At 72.2% G+C, this 15,213-nt stretch carries 12 protein-coding genes; 4 read left to right on the top strand and 8 right to left on the bottom strand.

Annotation, left to right across the window (positions count from 1 at the left end; translation table 11 throughout):
• Positions 1 to 11 precede the first annotated feature (11 nt).
• From AB1K54_RS01980 to AB1K54_RS01965, 4 genes are all read right to left on the bottom strand, one after another.
• Positions 12 to 1,829, bottom strand: a complete 1,818-nt coding sequence (locus AB1K54_RS01980; RefSeq protein WP_371201013.1) for an ABC transporter ATP-binding protein — start codon at positions 1,827 to 1,829, stop codon at positions 12 to 14.
• Entirely contained in the window at positions 1,826 to 3,691 is a 1,866-nt protein-coding gene (locus tag AB1K54_RS01975; RefSeq protein WP_371201012.1) for an ABC transporter ATP-binding protein, read from the bottom strand. The genes AB1K54_RS01980 and AB1K54_RS01975 overlap by 4 nt, the downstream gene beginning before the upstream one ends.
• Positions 3,692 to 4,040: 349 nt before the next feature.
• On the bottom strand, positions 4,041 to 4,526 hold the full coding sequence (locus AB1K54_RS01970) for a methylated-DNA--[protein]-cysteine S-methyltransferase (RefSeq protein WP_371201011.1): 486 nt from the start codon (positions 4,524 to 4,526) through the stop codon (positions 4,041 to 4,043).
• Positions 4,523 to 6,121 carry an AlkA N-terminal domain-containing protein gene (locus tag AB1K54_RS01965; protein ID WP_371201010.1) on the bottom strand — a complete coding sequence of 533 codons (1,599 nt, stop codon included), beginning with the start codon at positions 6,119 to 6,121 and terminating at the stop codon, positions 4,523 to 4,525. Before AB1K54_RS01965 ends, AB1K54_RS01970 begins: the two co-directional genes overlap by 4 nt.
• A 205-nt stretch (positions 6,122 to 6,326) precedes the next feature.
• Between AB1K54_RS01965 and AB1K54_RS01960 the strand changes: the two genes are divergently transcribed.
• Complete coding sequence (locus AB1K54_RS01960) at positions 6,327 to 7,748, top strand: NAD(P)/FAD-dependent oxidoreductase (protein ID WP_371201009.1); 1,422 nt, start codon at positions 6,327 to 6,329, stop codon at positions 7,746 to 7,748.
• Between the two features lie 20 nt (positions 7,749 to 7,768).
• Here AB1K54_RS01960 and purH read toward each other — a convergent pair whose 3' ends face one another.
• Genes purH through AB1K54_RS01945 form a run of 3 tightly spaced genes read right to left on the bottom strand, consistent with a single transcriptional unit; the run spans position 7,769 to position 11,663 of the window.
• Positions 7,769 to 9,376, bottom strand: a complete 1,608-nt coding sequence (purH, locus tag AB1K54_RS01955) for a bifunctional phosphoribosylaminoimidazolecarboxamide formyltransferase/IMP cyclohydrolase (protein ID WP_371201008.1) — start codon at positions 9,374 to 9,376, stop codon at positions 7,769 to 7,771.
• Between the two features lie 49 nt (positions 9,377 to 9,425).
• Complete coding sequence (gene purN, locus AB1K54_RS01950) at positions 9,426 to 10,016, bottom strand: phosphoribosylglycinamide formyltransferase (protein ID WP_371201007.1); 591 nt, start codon at positions 10,014 to 10,016, stop codon at positions 9,426 to 9,428.
• A gap of 9 nt (positions 10,017 to 10,025) precedes the next feature.
• The gene (locus AB1K54_RS01945) at positions 10,026 to 11,663 is read right to left on the bottom strand and encodes a DUF6350 family protein (protein WP_371201006.1); all 1,638 of its coding nucleotides are present in this window, start codon (positions 11,661 to 11,663) and stop codon (positions 10,026 to 10,028) included.
• Positions 11,664 to 11,841: 178 nt separating this feature from the next.
• Here AB1K54_RS01945 and AB1K54_RS01940 point away from each other — a divergent pair, with 178 nt between their 5' ends.
• Positions 11,842 to 13,317, top strand: a complete 1,476-nt coding sequence (locus tag AB1K54_RS01940; RefSeq protein ID WP_371201005.1) for an NCS2 family permease — start codon at positions 11,842 to 11,844, stop codon at positions 13,315 to 13,317.
• A gap of 51 nt (positions 13,318 to 13,368) precedes the next feature.
• On the opposite strand, the gene AB1K54_RS01935 is transcribed toward AB1K54_RS01940, so the two are convergent.
• Positions 13,369 to 13,809, bottom strand: coding sequence for a nitroreductase family deazaflavin-dependent oxidoreductase (locus AB1K54_RS01935; RefSeq protein ID WP_371201004.1), 441 nt, complete (start codon positions 13,807 to 13,809; stop codon positions 13,369 to 13,371).
• A 168-nt stretch (positions 13,810 to 13,977) separates the two neighbouring features.
• Here AB1K54_RS01935 and AB1K54_RS01930 point away from each other — a divergent pair, with 168 nt between their 5' ends.
• Together AB1K54_RS01930 and AB1K54_RS01925 are read left to right on the top strand one after the other, a co-directional pair.
• Entirely contained in the window at positions 13,978 to 14,616 is a 639-nt protein-coding gene (locus AB1K54_RS01930; protein ID WP_371201003.1) for a ClpP family protease, read from the top strand.
• Positions 14,613 to 15,206 carry a ClpP family protease gene (locus tag AB1K54_RS01925; protein WP_371201002.1) on the top strand — a complete coding sequence of 198 codons (594 nt, stop codon included), beginning with the start codon at positions 14,613 to 14,615 and terminating at the stop codon, positions 15,204 to 15,206. The genes AB1K54_RS01930 and AB1K54_RS01925 overlap by 4 nt, the downstream gene beginning before the upstream one ends.
• The last annotated feature ends 7 nt before the right edge of the window (positions 15,207 to 15,213 follow it).

Genomic DNA, 15,213 nt, shown 5'->3' with positions numbered 1-15,213 from the left:
CGTCATCGTCGTCAGACCAGCGATTCGCGCCACGCGCTGTGCAGCTGGGCGAACTTGCCCGTGCCGGAGATGAGCACCTCGGGGGTGTCGTCCTCGATGATGCGGCCGTGCTCCATGACGAGCACGCGGTCGGCGATCGCGACCGTCGACAGGCGGTGGGCGATGATGATCGCGGTGCGGTCGGCCAGCAGCGTCTGCAGGGCGTCCTGGATCATGCGCTCCGACGGGATGTCGAGCGACGCCGTCGCCTCGTCGAGGATCAGCACCGCCGGGTTCGCGAGGAACGCCCGCGCGAACGAGATCAGCTGGCGCTGCCCGGCCGACACGCGCCCGCCGCGCTTGTTCACGTCGGTGTCGTAGCCGTCCGGCAGTCGCTCGATGAAGGCATCGGCCCCCACCGCCTTCGCGGCGGCGATGATCTCGTCGAGCGTCGCGTCGGGCTTGCCGAGTGCGATGTTGTCGGCGACCGTGCCGCTGAACAGGTACGCCTCCTGGGTGACCATGACGATCGCCCGGCGCAGGTCCTTGGGATGCAGCGAGCGAAGGTCGACGCCGTCGAGGGTCACCGCACCCCGCGTCGGGTCGTAGAACCGAGACACGAGCTTGGCGAGCGTGGACTTGCCCGCGGCCGTCGTGCCGACCAGCGCGATGGTCTGACCGGCGGGGATGTCCAGCGTGAAGTCCGGCAGGATGACCTTCTCGTCCGAGTAGCCGAACCGCACGTCTTGGAAGCTCACGTGCCCGCGCGCCGTCCACAGGTCGACGGGCTGCTTCGGGTCGGGCACGGTCGGCTCCTCCTCCAGCACGCCCGACACCTTCTCGAGCGCCGCCGTCGCGGACTGGTACGAGTTCAGGAAGAACGCGACCTCCTGCAGCGGCGCGAAGAAGTTGCGCACGTACAGCACCGCGGCCAGCAGCGTGCCGATCGCGAGCGGGCCGTCGGCGACACGGATGCCGCCCCACAGCACCACCAGGGCGATCGAGACGGATGCCACGGCCATGAGCCCCGGCTCGAACGTGCCGAACAGGCGGATCGAACGCATGTTCACGTCACGGTAGTCGCTGGACAGCTCGCCGAACTCGCCGTCGTTGCGGGGCTCCTTGCGGAATGCCTTGACAGCGCGGATGCCGGTCATCGTCTCGACGAACTTCACGATCACCTTCGCGCTGATCACGCGCGACTCGCGGTACACCACCTGCGAGCGACGGTAGAACCAGCGCATCAGGAAGTACAGCGGCACGCCCATCGCCACGATGATGAGGCCGGACTGCCAATCCAGCAGCAGCAGCGCGATGAGCGTGAACCCGCCGTACAGCACGCCCGACACCAGTTCGTTGAGCCCGCCGTCGAGAAGCTCGCGGATCGTGTCGAGGTCGCTGGTCTGGCGCGAGATGATGCGGCCCGAGGTGTACGACTCGTGGAACTCCAGACTGAGGCGCTGGGTGTGCAGGAAGATGCGCTTGCGCAGATCGAGCATGATCGCCTGCGTGAGGCGCGCGGCGACCACGACGTACCAGCCGATCAGCGCGGCACCGCCCGCCGCCGACACCAGGTACACCGCGACGACGCCGATGGTCGGCATCCAGTTCATCTGATCGATCACGGCCGGAAGCGCGGTGTTGAGCCCGTACGCGATCAGCGCGGGACCGATCACGCGCAGGATCGTCGAGACGACCAGCACCACGCCCGCCAGCACGAGGTGCCCGCGGACGGGTGAGACCAGCGACCCGAGCAGGCGCAGCGAGCGCGCCCGGACCGCGCGGCTCTCTTCGCGCGTGTAGTCCGAGCGGTCCTCGCCGCTGGTTCCGGTGACTGTCGCAGTGCTCATCGGCTCGCCTCCGGCTCTTGCGGGATGGACTGTTCTCGGCCGGCCGCGAAGCCCGGCTCCTGCGCCTGCCGGAGCGCGATCTCGAGACTCGAGATCACGTGCCGGTAGTGCTCGCTGGTGCGCAGCAGCTCAGAGTGGGTGCCGACCGCGGTGATGCGGCCGGCCTCGAGCAGAGCCACGCGATCGGCGAGGGTCACCGTCGAGGGCCGGTGGGCCACGACGAGGGCGGTCGTCGCGTGCAGCACCTCGCGCAGCGCGTCCTCGACGAGCGCCTCGGTGTCGACGTCGAGCGCCGACAGCGGATCGTCCAGCACGAGCACCGCCGGGCGGGCGGCGACGGCGCGCGCGAGCGCGAGGCGCTGACGCTGCCCGCCCGAGAGCGACAGCCCCTCTTCGCCGATGATCGTGTCGACGCCGTTGGGCAGGTCGTCGACGAAGCCCGCCTGCGCCACGGCGAGCGCCTCGCGCAGCACCGCCTCGGCCTCGGCACTGCCCGGCTCGAGATCCTCGCGGCCGAGCAGCACGTTGTCGCGCACGGACTGCGAGAACAGCGTCGCGTCCTCGAAGGCCATGCCCACGTGGGTGCGCAGCTGCGTGAGGGTGAGGTCGCGCACGTCGACGCCGTCGAGCGTCACGCGCCCGCCGGTCACGTCGTACAGCCGCGACGGCAGCGTGGTGAGGGTCGTCTTGCCCGAGCCGGTGAGGCCCACCAGCGCCATCGTCTCGCCCGGATGCAGCACCAGGTCGATGCCGTCGAGCAGGTCGCGCTCGCTGGGCGCGGCATCCTGATACCGGAAGCGCACGCCCTCGAACGCGAGCTCGCCCCGCGGCTTGTCGACCACGATCGGATGCGGCGGGTCGGTGATCGGGTTGTCTTCGTCGAACACCTCGAAGATGCGGTCGGTCGCGGTGCGCGCGTCGAGCAGGAACGAGAACAGGAACCCGATGGACTCCATCGGCCAGCGCAGCACCGTCGCCATCGCGAAGAACGCGAACAGCTCGTCGATGCCCAGCTGACCTGTCGCGTTGAGGTAGACCCCGGCGCCCAGGCACAGCGCGAACGCGATGTCGGGCAGCAGCACCAGCCAGAACCAGATCCGGCCGACCGCGCCCGCCTTGCGCAGCTCGGTCTGGCGCAGCGTCTCGGCCTGGCGCGCGAACTTCTGCAGCGCGTGCTTTCCCCGGCCGAACGCCTTCAGCACGCGAATGCCGTGCACGCTCTCCTCGACCGAGGTCGCCAGGTCACCGGCCTGATCCTGCGACTGGCGCGCGAGCGTGCCGTACGTCTTCTCGAACCGGTAGCCCGCGTACCACAGCGGAGCCGAGGTCACCAGGAAGATCGTGCCGAGCAGCCAGTGCCAGCGAAAAAGCAGCACGAGGCCGACGGCGATCGTGATGACGTTGACGACGAGCAGGATCACGCCGAACGCCAGCCAGCGGCGCAGCATGCTGATGTCCTGCATCATGCGGCTGAGCAGCTGCCCCGACTGCCAGCGGTCGTGGAACGCCACCGGCAGGCGCTGCAGGCGCTGGTAGAACGTGGTGCGCAGCTCGTACTCGACGCGCGTGGCCGGCGCCAGCACGAACCAGCGGCGCGCCCAGACCATCGCCGCCTCGGCAAGACCGAGGCCGAGCACCGCGGCGGCGCCCCACGCGATCTGGGCGAGGTCGCCCGACGAGATCGGGCCGCGCACGACGGCCTCCAGCACGATCGGGATCGCAAGGGCGAGCAGGCTCGCCACCAGGGCGCTCACGGCGCCGAGGATCAGGCGCGGCAGCACGGGCTTGGCGAACGGAAGCAGCCGAGCGAGCGCACGCAAGGTGGACAGTTCGGATCGTGGCGTTTCGACGGTAGGAGTCATGATCCTTGCAGGGTCCTGGAGAGGACGGGTGGAGCGATGCCCGGTAGCCGGGCCGAGAAAGGGGCGCGCAGAGCGCGGCGGAGCGGTCGCTCTGAAGAAGGGAACGCTCCGAACGGAGGACGTATGCCTGGCGGCGATGCCCGATCGAGTGGGGCGGTGCCGCTAGCCCTTGATCCGCGGGCGAAGCCCCCGCAGCGCGACGAGGAGGGATGCGGGCGTGGCGATGTGGGCCTGATGCATGATGTCCTCCTCAGGAACGGGGGCGGCTGCCGCGACCGCGACAGCCCTCCAGAGTATCCCTGAGAATTCGGTGAATGCAACCTGCGGGCCGCGCCCAGCCGCGCGCGGGTCAGGCGGCCTCGCGCGCGAGGAGGCTCTGCTTCACGGCGAGGCCCCACGCGAAGCCGCCGAGCGTGCCGTCCGAACGCAGCACGCGGTGGCACGGCACGAACAGCGCCGGCGCGTTGCGCGCGCAGATCGAGGCCGCAGCGCGCACCGCCGACGGGCGGCCGAGCGCGGTGGCGAACTCGGTGTACGTGAGCGGATGCCCCGGCTCGATCTCGCGCAGGGCGCTCCACCCCTGCAGCTGCAGCGCCGTGCCGGTCTGGGCGACCTCGACGGCCTCGACGGCGGACAGATCACCCGCGTAGTACGCGCGGACGGCGGTCGCGGCATCCGTCTCGCCCTCGCTCACCGTCTCGGGACGCACCGTCAGCCGCGCGAGGATCGCGGCGGGGTCGGCCGTCCAGCCGGAGGCCAGCACGCGCTGGCGGTCGTCGACGAGCAGCGTGAACGGGCCGTCCGGGGTGTCCACGGTCTGGATGGTGGCGGTCATGGGGTCTCCTTCGTCATGGCGTGCGTGCGCAACTCCTGAGAACCGTGCACGGAACGGGTGGAATCGCCGGTATCCGAGCGGGCGGATGCAGGATCTCCGGAGCTGCGAACGCGGCGGGGCGCACGCACGGGCGCGGCGCGCCACAGGTGGGCGGTGAGGTAGCTGCGCCACGGCGCGACGCGCGCGGCCCACGCGGTGAAGCCGGCGGGATCGGACGGGATGCCGGCAGCCGCCGCCCCCGCCCGTACGGCGACGTCGCCGGGCAGCGTGATGTCGGGATCGCCGAGCACCCGCATGCGCACGTAGTCGGCCGTCCACGGGCCGATGCCGGGCATGGCCAGCAGCGCCGCGCGCTGCTCGGCGCCGTCGTCGCCCGTGGTGAGGGCGAGCGAGCCGTCGGCGAGCGCCGCTGCGGCGCCGGTGACCGCGCGGATCCGCGCCGCCGGGCCGCGCAGCACCTCGTGCCCGCGCTCGGCGATCGCCGCCATCGTCGGGAAGAGCCGCACCGCGCCGTCGAAGCCCGCGACCGGCTCGCCCAGCGCGTCGGCGAGCGCGGTGAGCGCGGTGCGCGCGGCCGCGACGGTGATCTGCTGGCCGACCATCGCGCGCACGAGCATCTCGTGCGGGTCGGCGGCGCCGGGCACGCGGATGCCCGGCACGCCGGACACGAGGGGGGCGAGCTGCGGATGCCGCGCCAGCGCCTCGTCGATGGCGAGGGGGTCGGCGTCGAGGTCGAACAGCCGCCGCGCGCGTGCGACCAGGGTCGCCAGGTCGCCGAGGTGGGTGAGCCGCGCCCGCAGCCGCACGCGCCCGGCCTCGTCGACGCGCAGTTCGAACCACGCGGGTCCGCCGGGCAGGCGCAGAGTACGGGCGAAGCACGTGTCGGACGCGGTCTCGATGCCCGGGATCGCCCGCGCCCGCATCCACGCGAACACCCCCGCGGCGTCGAGCGGGCCGCGGTGCGGCAGCGCGAGGTCGATCTCGCCCGGCGTCACCGCCGCCGGGCCGCCGGCGCGCCGGCGCGCGCGCAGCTCGAGCGGGGGCATCCCGAACACCTCGCGGACGGTGTCGTTGAACTGCCTCACGCTCGCGAAGCCCGCCGAGAACGCGACCTCGGACGCCGACAGGTCGGTGCCGACCAGCAGCATGCGGGCGGTGTGCGCGCGCTGCGCGCGGGCCAGAGCCAGCGGCCCCGCACCGAGTTCGGCGGTGAGCAGGCGCGTGAGGTGACGGGAAGAGTAGCCGAGGCGCGCCGCGAGCCCGGGCACGCCCTCGCGCTCGACCACCCCATCGGCGATGAGCCGCATCGCGCGGCCCGCGATGTCGCCGCGCAGGTTCCACTCGGGCGAGCCTGGCGCCGCCTCGGGCAGGCACCGCTTGCACGCGCGGTAGCCGGCCTCGTGCGCGGCGGCGCTCGTGCGGTAGAACGTCACATTGGACGGCTTCGGCGTGCGCGCCGGGCAGCTCGGGCGGCAGTAGATGCCCGTCGAGCGCACGGCCGTCACGAACTGCCCGTCGAACCGCGCGTCGCGCGAGTCGATCGCGCGATAGCGTTCGTCGAACGTCATCGCGGGGCGTGTCACCGTGGTGCTCATAGCTCCAGCCTGCCACGCCGCCCGACCATCGGCTGGCGGTTTTCGGACACGGCCGTGCGACGAGACGCCGCCACGAGAACCCGTGATCTCACGAGTGCGGGCCGAGTGCGCACCGCGACCTCCCGCGCCGGCGCCATCAGCTACGCGGTGACGGCTGCCGCGGCATCCGCTCGCCCTGCGCGACGGCCCGGGCTAGCGTGTCCCCGTGAGCGAACGCGAGTACGACCTCATCGTGATCGGAGCCGGCGTCGCCGGCGAGAACGTCGCCGACCGGGCGGTGCAGGGCGGACTCACCGCCGTCGTCGTCGAGGCCGAGCTCGTCGGCGGCGAGTGCTCATATTGGGCGTGCATGCCGTCGAAGGCGCTGCTGCGCAGCCACGCCGCGGTGCGCGCCGCGCAGGAGGTCGGCGGAGCGCGCGAGGCGGTGACCGGCGACGTCGACGTCGCGGCGACGCTGCGCCGACGCGATCGCATCGCCCACGACTGGGACGACGCGTCACAGGTGCGCTGGCTCGAGTCGGCGGGAATCGACCTCGTGCGCGGTCACGCACGGTTCACGGGCCCGAAGCAGCTCGCCGTCGAGGGCGACGAGGGCGTGACGCTCCTCACCGCACGTCACGCGGTCGCGATCGCGACGGGGTCGGCGGCGGTGCTGCCGGATGTCCAGGGCCTGCGCGACGTCGACCCCTGGACCAGTCGCGACGCGACGAGCGTGCGCGACGTGCCGGCGACGCTCGCGATCCTCGGCGGAGGGGTCGTCGCCGTCGAGATGGCGACCCTGTTCGCCGGGTGGGGCACGAAAGCCACCGTGATCGCGCGGTCGGGCCTGCTCGGCGGCCTGGAGCCGTTCGCCGGCGAGATGGTGCACGAGTCGCTCCGGCGGCTCGGCGCGACGGTGCGCACCGGCGTCGAGATCAGCTCGGCCCACCGCACCGAGCGCAACGCCGTGCTCGCCCTCACGGACGGCAGCCGGGTGGTCGCCGAGCAGCTGCTCGTCGCCACGGGACGGATGCCGCGCACCGCCGACCTCGGACTCGAGAACGTGGGCCTCACCCCGGGCGACTGGCTCGACGTCGACGACACGCTGCGGGTGCGCGGCACGGACTGGCTGTACGCCGTCGGCGACGTGAACCACCGGGCGCTGCTCACCCACCAGGCGAAGTACCAGGCGCGCGCCGCGGGCGACGTCATCGCGGCCCGCGCGAACGGCCGCCGGGTCGACGATCGGCCGTGGGGCGCACACGTCGCCACCGCCGACCACGACGCGGTGCCGCAGGTGACGTTCACCGACCCCGAGGTCGCATCGGTCGGGCTCACCGAGGCCGCCGCGCGCACGGCGGGGCGGCGCATCCGTGTGCTCGACTACGACCTGAGCTGGATCGCGGGCGCGACCACGCACTCCGACGACTACCGGGGGCAGGCGCGGGCGATCGTCGACGAGGACCGCGGCGTGCTCATCGGCGCGACCTTCGTCGGCGCGGATGTCGCGGAGCTGCTGCAGTCAGCCACCATCGCGATCGTCGGCGAGGTGCCCCTCGACCGGCTGTGGCACGCCGTGCCGGCGTATCCGACGATCAGCGAAGTGTGGCTGCGCTGGCTCGAGGAATACGGGCGGCCGACGGCCTGACGGGGGCGGGCCCGCGGTGCTCAGTGGAAGAAGTGCCGCTCCCCCGTGAAGAACATCGTCACGCCGGCCTCGCGCGCCGCCGCGATCACCTCGTCGTCGCGCACCGATCCGCCCGGCTGCACGATGGCCGAGACGCCCGCGTCGAGCAGGATCTGCGGTCCGTCGGCGAACGGGAAGAACGCGTCGGATGCCGCCACCGACCCGCGGGCGCGGTCGCCGGCGCGCTCCACCGCGAGGCGGCATGAGTCGACCCGGTTGACCTGGCCCATGCCGATCCCGACCGTCGCGGACCCCTTGGCGAGCACGATCGCGTTGGACTTGACCGCGCGGCACGCCTTCCACGCGAAGATGAAGTTCGTCATCTCTTCGGACGCGGGGCGCTCGCCCGACACGAGCTGCCAATCGGTGGCGACCGAGTCGATGTCGTCGGGGAAGCGGTCGGCGTCCTGCAGCAGCAGTCCGCCCGACACGAGCCGCACGTCCATGCGCTCCTGGCGCCAGTCGGCGGGCAGCTGCAGCAGACGGAGGTTCTTCTTGCTCTTGAACACCTCGAGCGCGGCCGGCTCGAACGACGGCGCGACGATGACCTCGGTGAAGATGTCCTTGAGGTTCTCGGCCATCTTCAGCGTCACCGTGCCGTTCGCGGCGATCACGCCGCCGTAGGCAGACACGGGGTCGCACTCGTGCGCGCGCAGGTGCGCGCTCGCGATCGGGTCGAGGGCGTTCGGGGCGGCGACTGCGATGCCGCACGGGTTGGCGTGCTTGACGATCGCCACGGCGGGCTTGACCAGGTCGAACGCGGCGCGGAGGGCGGCATCGGCATCGACATAGTTGTTGTACGACATCTCTTTGCCCTGCAGCTGCGTGGCCTGCGCGATGCCGTGCCCGCCCGCGGTGGTGTAGATCGCGGCGCGCTGGTGCGAGTTCTCGCCGTAGCGCAGCGTCGCGAGGCGCTCGGCCTTGATCGTCAGGTGCTCGGGCAGGTCGACGCCGTCGGCCAGGGTGCCCTCGGCGAACCACGTGGCGACCGCGGTGTCGTAGGCGGCCGTGTGCGCGAACGCGCGGGCGGCGAGCTGACGACGCTGCGCGAGGGTCGTGCCCTCGCCGCGCACGGCCTCGATGATCGCGGGGTACGACTCGGGCGAGACCACGATCGCGACGTTCGCGTGGTTCTTCGCCGAGGCGCGCACCATCGCCGGCCCGCCGATGTCGATCTGCTCGACGACGTCGTCGCCCTGCGCGCCCGAGGCGACCGTCTCGATGAACGGGTACAGGTTCACCACGACGAGCTCGAATGCCTGGATGCCGAGGATGTCGAGCTGCCGCTCGTGGTCTTCGAGGCGCAGGTCGGCGAGAAGTCCGGCGTGCACCGACGGGTGCAGAGTCTTCACCCGGCCGTCCAGCGACTCGGGAAAGCCGGTGATGCTCGCCACGTCGGTGACCTCATAGCCGGCATCGCGCAGCATCGACGCCGAGCCGCCGGTCGAGACGATCTCGACGCCCGCGGCGGCGAGCGCCTCGGCGAGCACGAGCAGGTCGGTCTTGTCGCTCACCGACACCAGTGCGCGACGGACGGGGATGACGTCGCGGGAGCGGTAGAGGGTGGGGTCGTGGCTCGGGCCTGCCATGATGCGGACTCCTGTGGGTCGGGGCGAGGGGGGATCGCCGGTGGTGCCTTCACTGCGCGGGGGACGGGAGGACGAGCGCGCCGGTCGCGATGCGCCGCACGACGTCGATGAGCAAGCGCCGCTCGACCGGCTTGATGCGCTCGTGGAGTGCGTGCTCGTCGTCGCCGGGGAGGATCGGAACGCGCTCCTGAGCGAGGATGGGGCCGGAGTCCACCCCGTGGTCGACGACGATGACGCTCGCACCGGTGCGCTCGACGCCGGCGGCGAGCGCGTCGCGCACGCCGTGCGCGCCGGGAAACTCCGGCAGGTACGCGGGGTGCGTGTTGATGATGCGCGGCGACCATTCGTCGACGAGGTCGGCGGGCAGCAGCCTCATGAGGCCGCTCAGCACGACCAGGTCGGGATTCCACACCGCGAGCTGGGCGCCGAGCTCGGCGCCCCACCCCTCGCGCGAGGTCGCGCGGCTCCACGGAACGGTGAAGGTGGGGATGCCGTACTCCTGCGCGTGGACGAAGCCGTCGGCTTCGCGATCGGCGCCGACGACGACGACGCGCGCGGGGAAGTCGGATTCGGCGGCCGCATCGAGCAGGGCCCGCAGATTCGACCCCCCGCCCGAGATGAGGACGGCGACCGTGAGCACGCGACCAGTCTACCCGCCGGCGTGGCCGGTCCCCGGGGGAAGGGTGGGGGGACGGCGGTCGCCGACCGGCGGCGGAGCGGGAGCGCCCGGCGTCGGGCGTCGGGCCTCCTCGTGGCCGACCGCGCCGAGCCGCGCGGCGAGCTCGGGGCTGAGGGTCGGCAGGTCGTCGTGCGGGTCTGCGAGCACGGCGGCCGTCAGCGGAACGGATGCCTCGCCCCCGCGCGCCTGCGGCCCGTGCGGGGCTTCGGACGCAGCATCGGTCGCCTCGGCCTTCTTCGCGCGTCGCGCGCTGCGCCCGGCGGGTCGCGGCGACAGCAGCAGGATCGCGGCTCCGGCGAACACCTCGAGGCCGACCGCGAGGGCGACCGGGCCAGGATCGGGTCCGACCTCTGCCGCCAGGCGCCCGGGGCCGAGCGACCCGGACGCGGCCGCGGCGAGCAGGCCCGCCGCGGCTGCGGTCAGCACGGCGATGCCGAGGGTGATCACGAGCCGGGGCACGGCGGGCTCGGCATCGGCCCGCCCTTCGCGGGCGCGGCGGTGGTGCGCGTCGTCGAGCGGCTCGACCGGCTGGGTGTCGCCGGTGTCGCCCAGCAGCGCCGCCAGCGCGGCCGACCGCTCGGCGTCGTCGGCCGAAGCGCCCGTGTGTTCGACGAGCGGCGCGGTGCGAGGGACCGTGCGCGAGCGCGCGATCCACCCGGCGAGCGCGCCCACCGCCACGGGAGAAAGGGCCAGGAGCAGCAGGAACGACGAGGACGTCTCGGGGACGGCGCCCAGCACAGGCACGGGTGGGAGCACGCCGACGAGGGTGCCCGCGGGCGAGACCGCGGTGCCGACGCCCAGCGAGAACCCGGGGCCGGCCACGAACGACAGCCCCCACACCAGGAGGGTCGGAAGGTACGCGAGCTGCGCGAGGGTCATGGTGACGACGCCGAGACCGTCGACGTGCCCCGCCTGAAAGAGCGCGATGACCTCTCCGGCGCCCATGATCAGGGCCACCGCGACCGCGAGCGCCCCCACGCCCACCAGTCCCGCGACCGCGACCGCGGTTGCGCGCGCGATCAGTCCGGGAACGACGCCCCACCCGCCCGCGGCGGCCTCGACGCGGTCCCGCAGGCGTGCGACGACGCCCGCTCCCGCCTCGCGCCACTCGGTGACGACGGCCGCCACGAGCGCCGGGGCGGCGAAGACGACCGATGGCAGCACGATCGCCTGCCAGGCCTCGACCGCCGCCACCTCGTTGCCGGTCGTGGTCCATACCCCGACGGCGATCCCCGCGAACACGGCCGAGCCGACGACCACGCCCGTGACCCACTCGTCGGCGCGCGACGCGCGCACCCCCGAGCGCGCTGCGAAGATCGCGGTGAACGTGGCGAAGGCAAGCGGGGCGAGCGAGATGACGAAGGATGCCGCGCTGCGGTCGATCCCCGCATCGGCGAGGTACTCCCCGGGCAGGGTGATGGTCAGCGGCACGAGATGCCCGAACTGCCACACCGTTCCGCTTGCCGGCCACAGGGTGCCCCAGTCGGCGGTGCCGCCCATCGCGAACACGAACACCAGGGTGAGCGGAGCGAGCGCGGCGGCGAGGCCGACGGCCGCGGCGATGGCGGCGTCGAACGCGGCGAGGAGGGCGACGATGAGGCGATGCATGCGCCCTCGACCCTACTTCGCCGAGGCCGCCCGGCCGGCGTCGCCTCGCCCGCGCACCCCGACACGCCCGCTCTCTTTTCTGTGCGGGGACGCCGGCCCGGGCGTTCAGCGAACTCCCAGGTTGCGCGCCGAGGCACTAGCCTTCTGGTCGGAGAGCCACATACCCGAGAGGTCGCGCATGACCAGCACACCGTCCGCATCCGCCGAGCCCGTCGAGCCGGCCGAGTCCCCCGCCATCGAGCCCGAACCGAAGAACGGGTTCGATCGGTTCTTCGAGATCACCCGCCGCGGCTCCACCATCGGGACCGAGGTGCGCGGCGGCGTCGTCACCTTCATCACGATGGCGTACATCGTGGTGCTGAACCCGATCATCCTCTCGGCCGGCACCGATGTCGCCGGCAACAACCTCGCGTTCCCCGCCGTCGCCGCCGTCACCGCGCTGACTGCGGGTGTCATGACCATCCTGTTCGGACTGGTCGCGCGACTGCCGTTCGCCTTCGCCGCGGGGCTGGGCATCAACTCGTTCCTCGCGTTCAGCGTCGTCGGCCAGGTCACCTGGCCCGAGGCGATGGGCATGGTCGTCATCAACGGCCTGATCATCGTGCTGCTGGCCGCGACGGGACTGCGCAGGCTGATCTTCGACGCCGTGCCGTACGAGCTGAAGATCGCCATCACGGTCGGCATCGGCCTGTTCATCGCCTTCATCGGCTTCGTCGACGCCGGCTTCGTCACCTCGACCGGTCAAGCCTCGCCTCCCGTCGGCCTCGGCATCGGCGGCTCGATCGCCACCGTGCCGACGCTCGTCTTCGCGTTCACCCTGCTGCTCACCGGCATCCTCGTCGCACGCAAGGTGAAGGGGGCGCTGCTGATCGGCCTCATCACGGGCACGGTCGTCGCCGTCGTGATCGAAGCGATCTGGCACCTCGGCTCGAGCGTCGACAACCCCGGCGGCTGGGGCCTGTCGGTCCCCGCGTTCGGCGGCAGCCTGTTCGCGCTGCCCGACCTCAGCCTGGTCGGAGCCGTCAGCTTCGACTTCGGCAAGGTCGGCGTGCTCACCGTGGTCATGCTCGTCTTCACGCTCGTGTTCACGAACTTCTTCGACGCGATGGGAACCCTGACGGGTCTGTCCAAAGAGGCGGGGCTCGCCGATGGGAAGGGCAACTTCCCGCGGCTGAAGAGCGCGCTCATCGTCGAGGGCGTCGGCGCGGTGACCGGCGGCCTCACGTCGGGTTCGTCCAACACCGTCTTCATCGAGTCGGGCTCCGGCATCGGTGAGGGCGCGCGCACCGGGTTCGCGAACGTGGTCACCGGTGTGCTGTTCCTGCTGGCGATGTTCCTGACGCCTCTGGCCCAGATCGTGCCGAGCGAGGTCGCCGCGGCCGCGCTGGTCATCGTGGGCGCCATGATGATGGCGCAGATCCGCGACCTCGACCTGAGCGACTTCTCGATCCTGCTGCCGGTGTTCCTCACCGTCGTCGTGATGCCGCTCACCTACTCGATCGCGAACGGCATCGGGGCGGGGTTCATCGCGTGGGCGGTCATCCGCTCGCTCTCGGGCAAGATCCGCACCATCAGTCCCCTGCTGTGGGTCGTGGCGGCCGGCTTCGCCGTGTACTTCGCGCGCGGGCCGATCGAGACCCTGCTGGGCGGCTGACCAAGAGATCACGAAGGGGCGGATGCCGCGGCATCCGCCCCTTCGCCGGTCTCAGGACTCGATCGGCTCGAGCACGAAGACCGCGATCTGCCGATCCGTCTTCGTCTGGTAGTTGTCGTAGTCGGGCCACGCCTCGGCCGCGCGACGCCACCACAGCTCACGCTCGTCGCCGGACAGTTCGCGCGCGCGGTAGTCGCGCTTGAGCGCGCCGTCCTGCAGCTCGACGTGCGGCTGCTTGCGCATGTTGTTCGCCCACACCGGCTCGCGGTCGTCTCCGCCCTTCGAGGCGACGACGGCGTAGAGCCCGTCGTGCTCGACGCGCATCAGGGCGGTCTTTCGCAGGGCCCCGGTCTTCGCGCCGACGCTCGTCAGCACGATGATGGGCTTCCCGCGCAGCAGGTTCGCCTCGGCCCCCTGCGACTGCTCGTACTTCTCGGCCTGCGTGCGAGCCCACTCGGCGGTCGACGGCTTGTATTCTCCGGTCAGCGGCATGCCACCAGCGTACGACCGCCGTGAGGCACCGGCTCCGCGTGGAGCGGATCGTGCGTGCCGAGGCGGCGGGCGGCGGGGGCGTGCGCGGCACCGTCCGTTCCGCCGACGGCAGAGCCGCCGGGAGCGGATTCGGATGCCGCCGCCTGCGACCGCGCGCAGGCTGGGCCCATGACAGACGAAGGCAAGACCCCCCAGTTCGGGGCCGAGGCGCGGCGTGAGCTGTACCACCAGCGCGTGCTCGTGCTCGACGGTCCGCTCGACGACGACAACGGCACGCTGCTCGCGACGCAGCTGCTCGCGCTCGCGGCCGACGACGAGGCATCCGACATCGCCTTGTGGATCCACTCGCCCGGAGGCTCGGTTCCCTCGATGCTCGCGATCCGCGACGTGATGCACCTGATTCCCAACGACGTCGCGACGCTCGCGCTCGGCCTGGCGTGCAGCGCAGGGCAGTTCCTGCTGTCGGCCGGCACGAGGGGCAAACGGCGGGCGCTGCCGCACGCGCGCATCCTCATGCACCAGGGCTCGGCAGGCATCGGAGGGTCAGCGGTGGACGTCGAGCTGCAGGCGGGCGACCTGAGACACACGCGCGACACCGTCCTCGGGCTCATTTCGCACGACACGGGTCAGAGCATCGACCGCATCGCCGAAGACTCGCTGCACGACCGCTGGTACACCGCCGCCGAGGCGCTCGAGTACGGATTCATCGACGGCATCGTCGACGACTTCGCCCAGGTCGTGCCGCGGCGGCGGCGGCCCGCGGGGCTCGGAGTCCCGACAGAGCCGACGAACGAGGTGGCGGCATGAGCGCGTACACGATCCCGAACGTCGTCGCCCAGCATCCGCGTGGCGACCGCATCATGGACGTCTACTCGCACCTGCTCGCCGAACGGGTCGTGTACCTCGGCACCGGCATCGACGCCGGTGTCGCGAACGCGCTCATCGCCCAGCTGCTGCACCTCGACACCGACAGCCCCGAGCGTGACATCCAGCTCTACATCAACTGCGAGGGCGGCGACCCGTCGGCGATGCTCGCGGTGTACGACACGATGCGGCACGTGCGGCCCGACATCGCGACCACCGTCGTCGGGCAGGCGATCGGCGTCGGGGCGGTGATCCTCGCCGCAGGGACAGCGGGCAAGCGCTCGGCGCTGCCGCACGCCCGCGTCGTGCTGCACCAGCCCGCAGGTCAGGGGCGCGGCGCGATCCCCGACCTCATCCTGCAGGCCGACGAGCTCGTGCGCGTGCGCGGCGAAGTCGAGCAGCTCCTCGCACACCACACGGGCCAGGATGCCGCCCGACTGCGCGCCGACACCGACCGCGACCTCGTCCTCACGGCGCAGGAAGCGGTCGCCTACGGCGTCGTCGACCAGGTGCTGGAACGCGGACCGCGCTGACCCGGGT

This window comes from Microbacterium sp. BWT-B31, from assembly GCF_041379855.1.
Taxonomy (GTDB): domain Bacteria; phylum Actinomycetota; class Actinomycetes; order Actinomycetales; family Microbacteriaceae; genus Microbacterium.
Note: the sequence above shows the minus strand (reverse complement) of the source record. Positions and strands in the feature narration are given on the sequence as shown.

Excerpts from the sequence above, each read along its gene's own strand:
- AB1K54_RS01970 (WP_371201011.1), bottom strand. The coding sequence starts at position 4,526 with ATGACCGCCACCATCCAGACCGTGGACACCCCGGACGGCCCGTTCACG.
- AB1K54_RS01945 (WP_371201006.1), bottom strand. The coding sequence starts at position 11,663 with ATGCATCGCCTCATCGTCGCCCTCCTCGCCGCGTTCGACGCCGCCATC.
- AB1K54_RS01940 (WP_371201005.1), top strand. The coding sequence starts at position 11,842 with ATGACCAGCACACCGTCCGCATCCGCCGAGCCCGTCGAGCCGGCCGAG.
- AB1K54_RS01930 (WP_371201003.1), top strand. The coding sequence starts at position 13,978 with ATGACAGACGAAGGCAAGACCCCCCAGTTCGGGGCCGAGGCGCGGCGT.
- purH (WP_371201008.1), bottom strand. The coding sequence starts at position 9,376 with ATGGCAGGCCCGAGCCACGACCCCACCCTCTACCGCTCCCGCGACGTC.
- AB1K54_RS01935 (WP_371201004.1), bottom strand. The coding sequence starts at position 13,809 with ATGCCGCTGACCGGAGAATACAAGCCGTCGACCGCCGAGTGGGCTCGC.
- AB1K54_RS01980 (WP_371201013.1), bottom strand. The coding sequence starts at position 1,829 with ATGAGCACTGCGACAGTCACCGGAACCAGCGGCGAGGACCGCTCGGAC.
- AB1K54_RS01965 (WP_371201010.1), bottom strand. The coding sequence starts at position 6,121 with ATGAGCACCACGGTGACACGCCCCGCGATGACGTTCGACGAACGCTAT.
- AB1K54_RS01925 (WP_371201002.1), top strand. The coding sequence starts at position 14,613 with ATGAGCGCGTACACGATCCCGAACGTCGTCGCCCAGCATCCGCGTGGC.
- AB1K54_RS01975 (WP_371201012.1), bottom strand. The coding sequence starts at position 3,691 with ATGACTCCTACCGTCGAAACGCCACGATCCGAACTGTCCACCTTGCGT.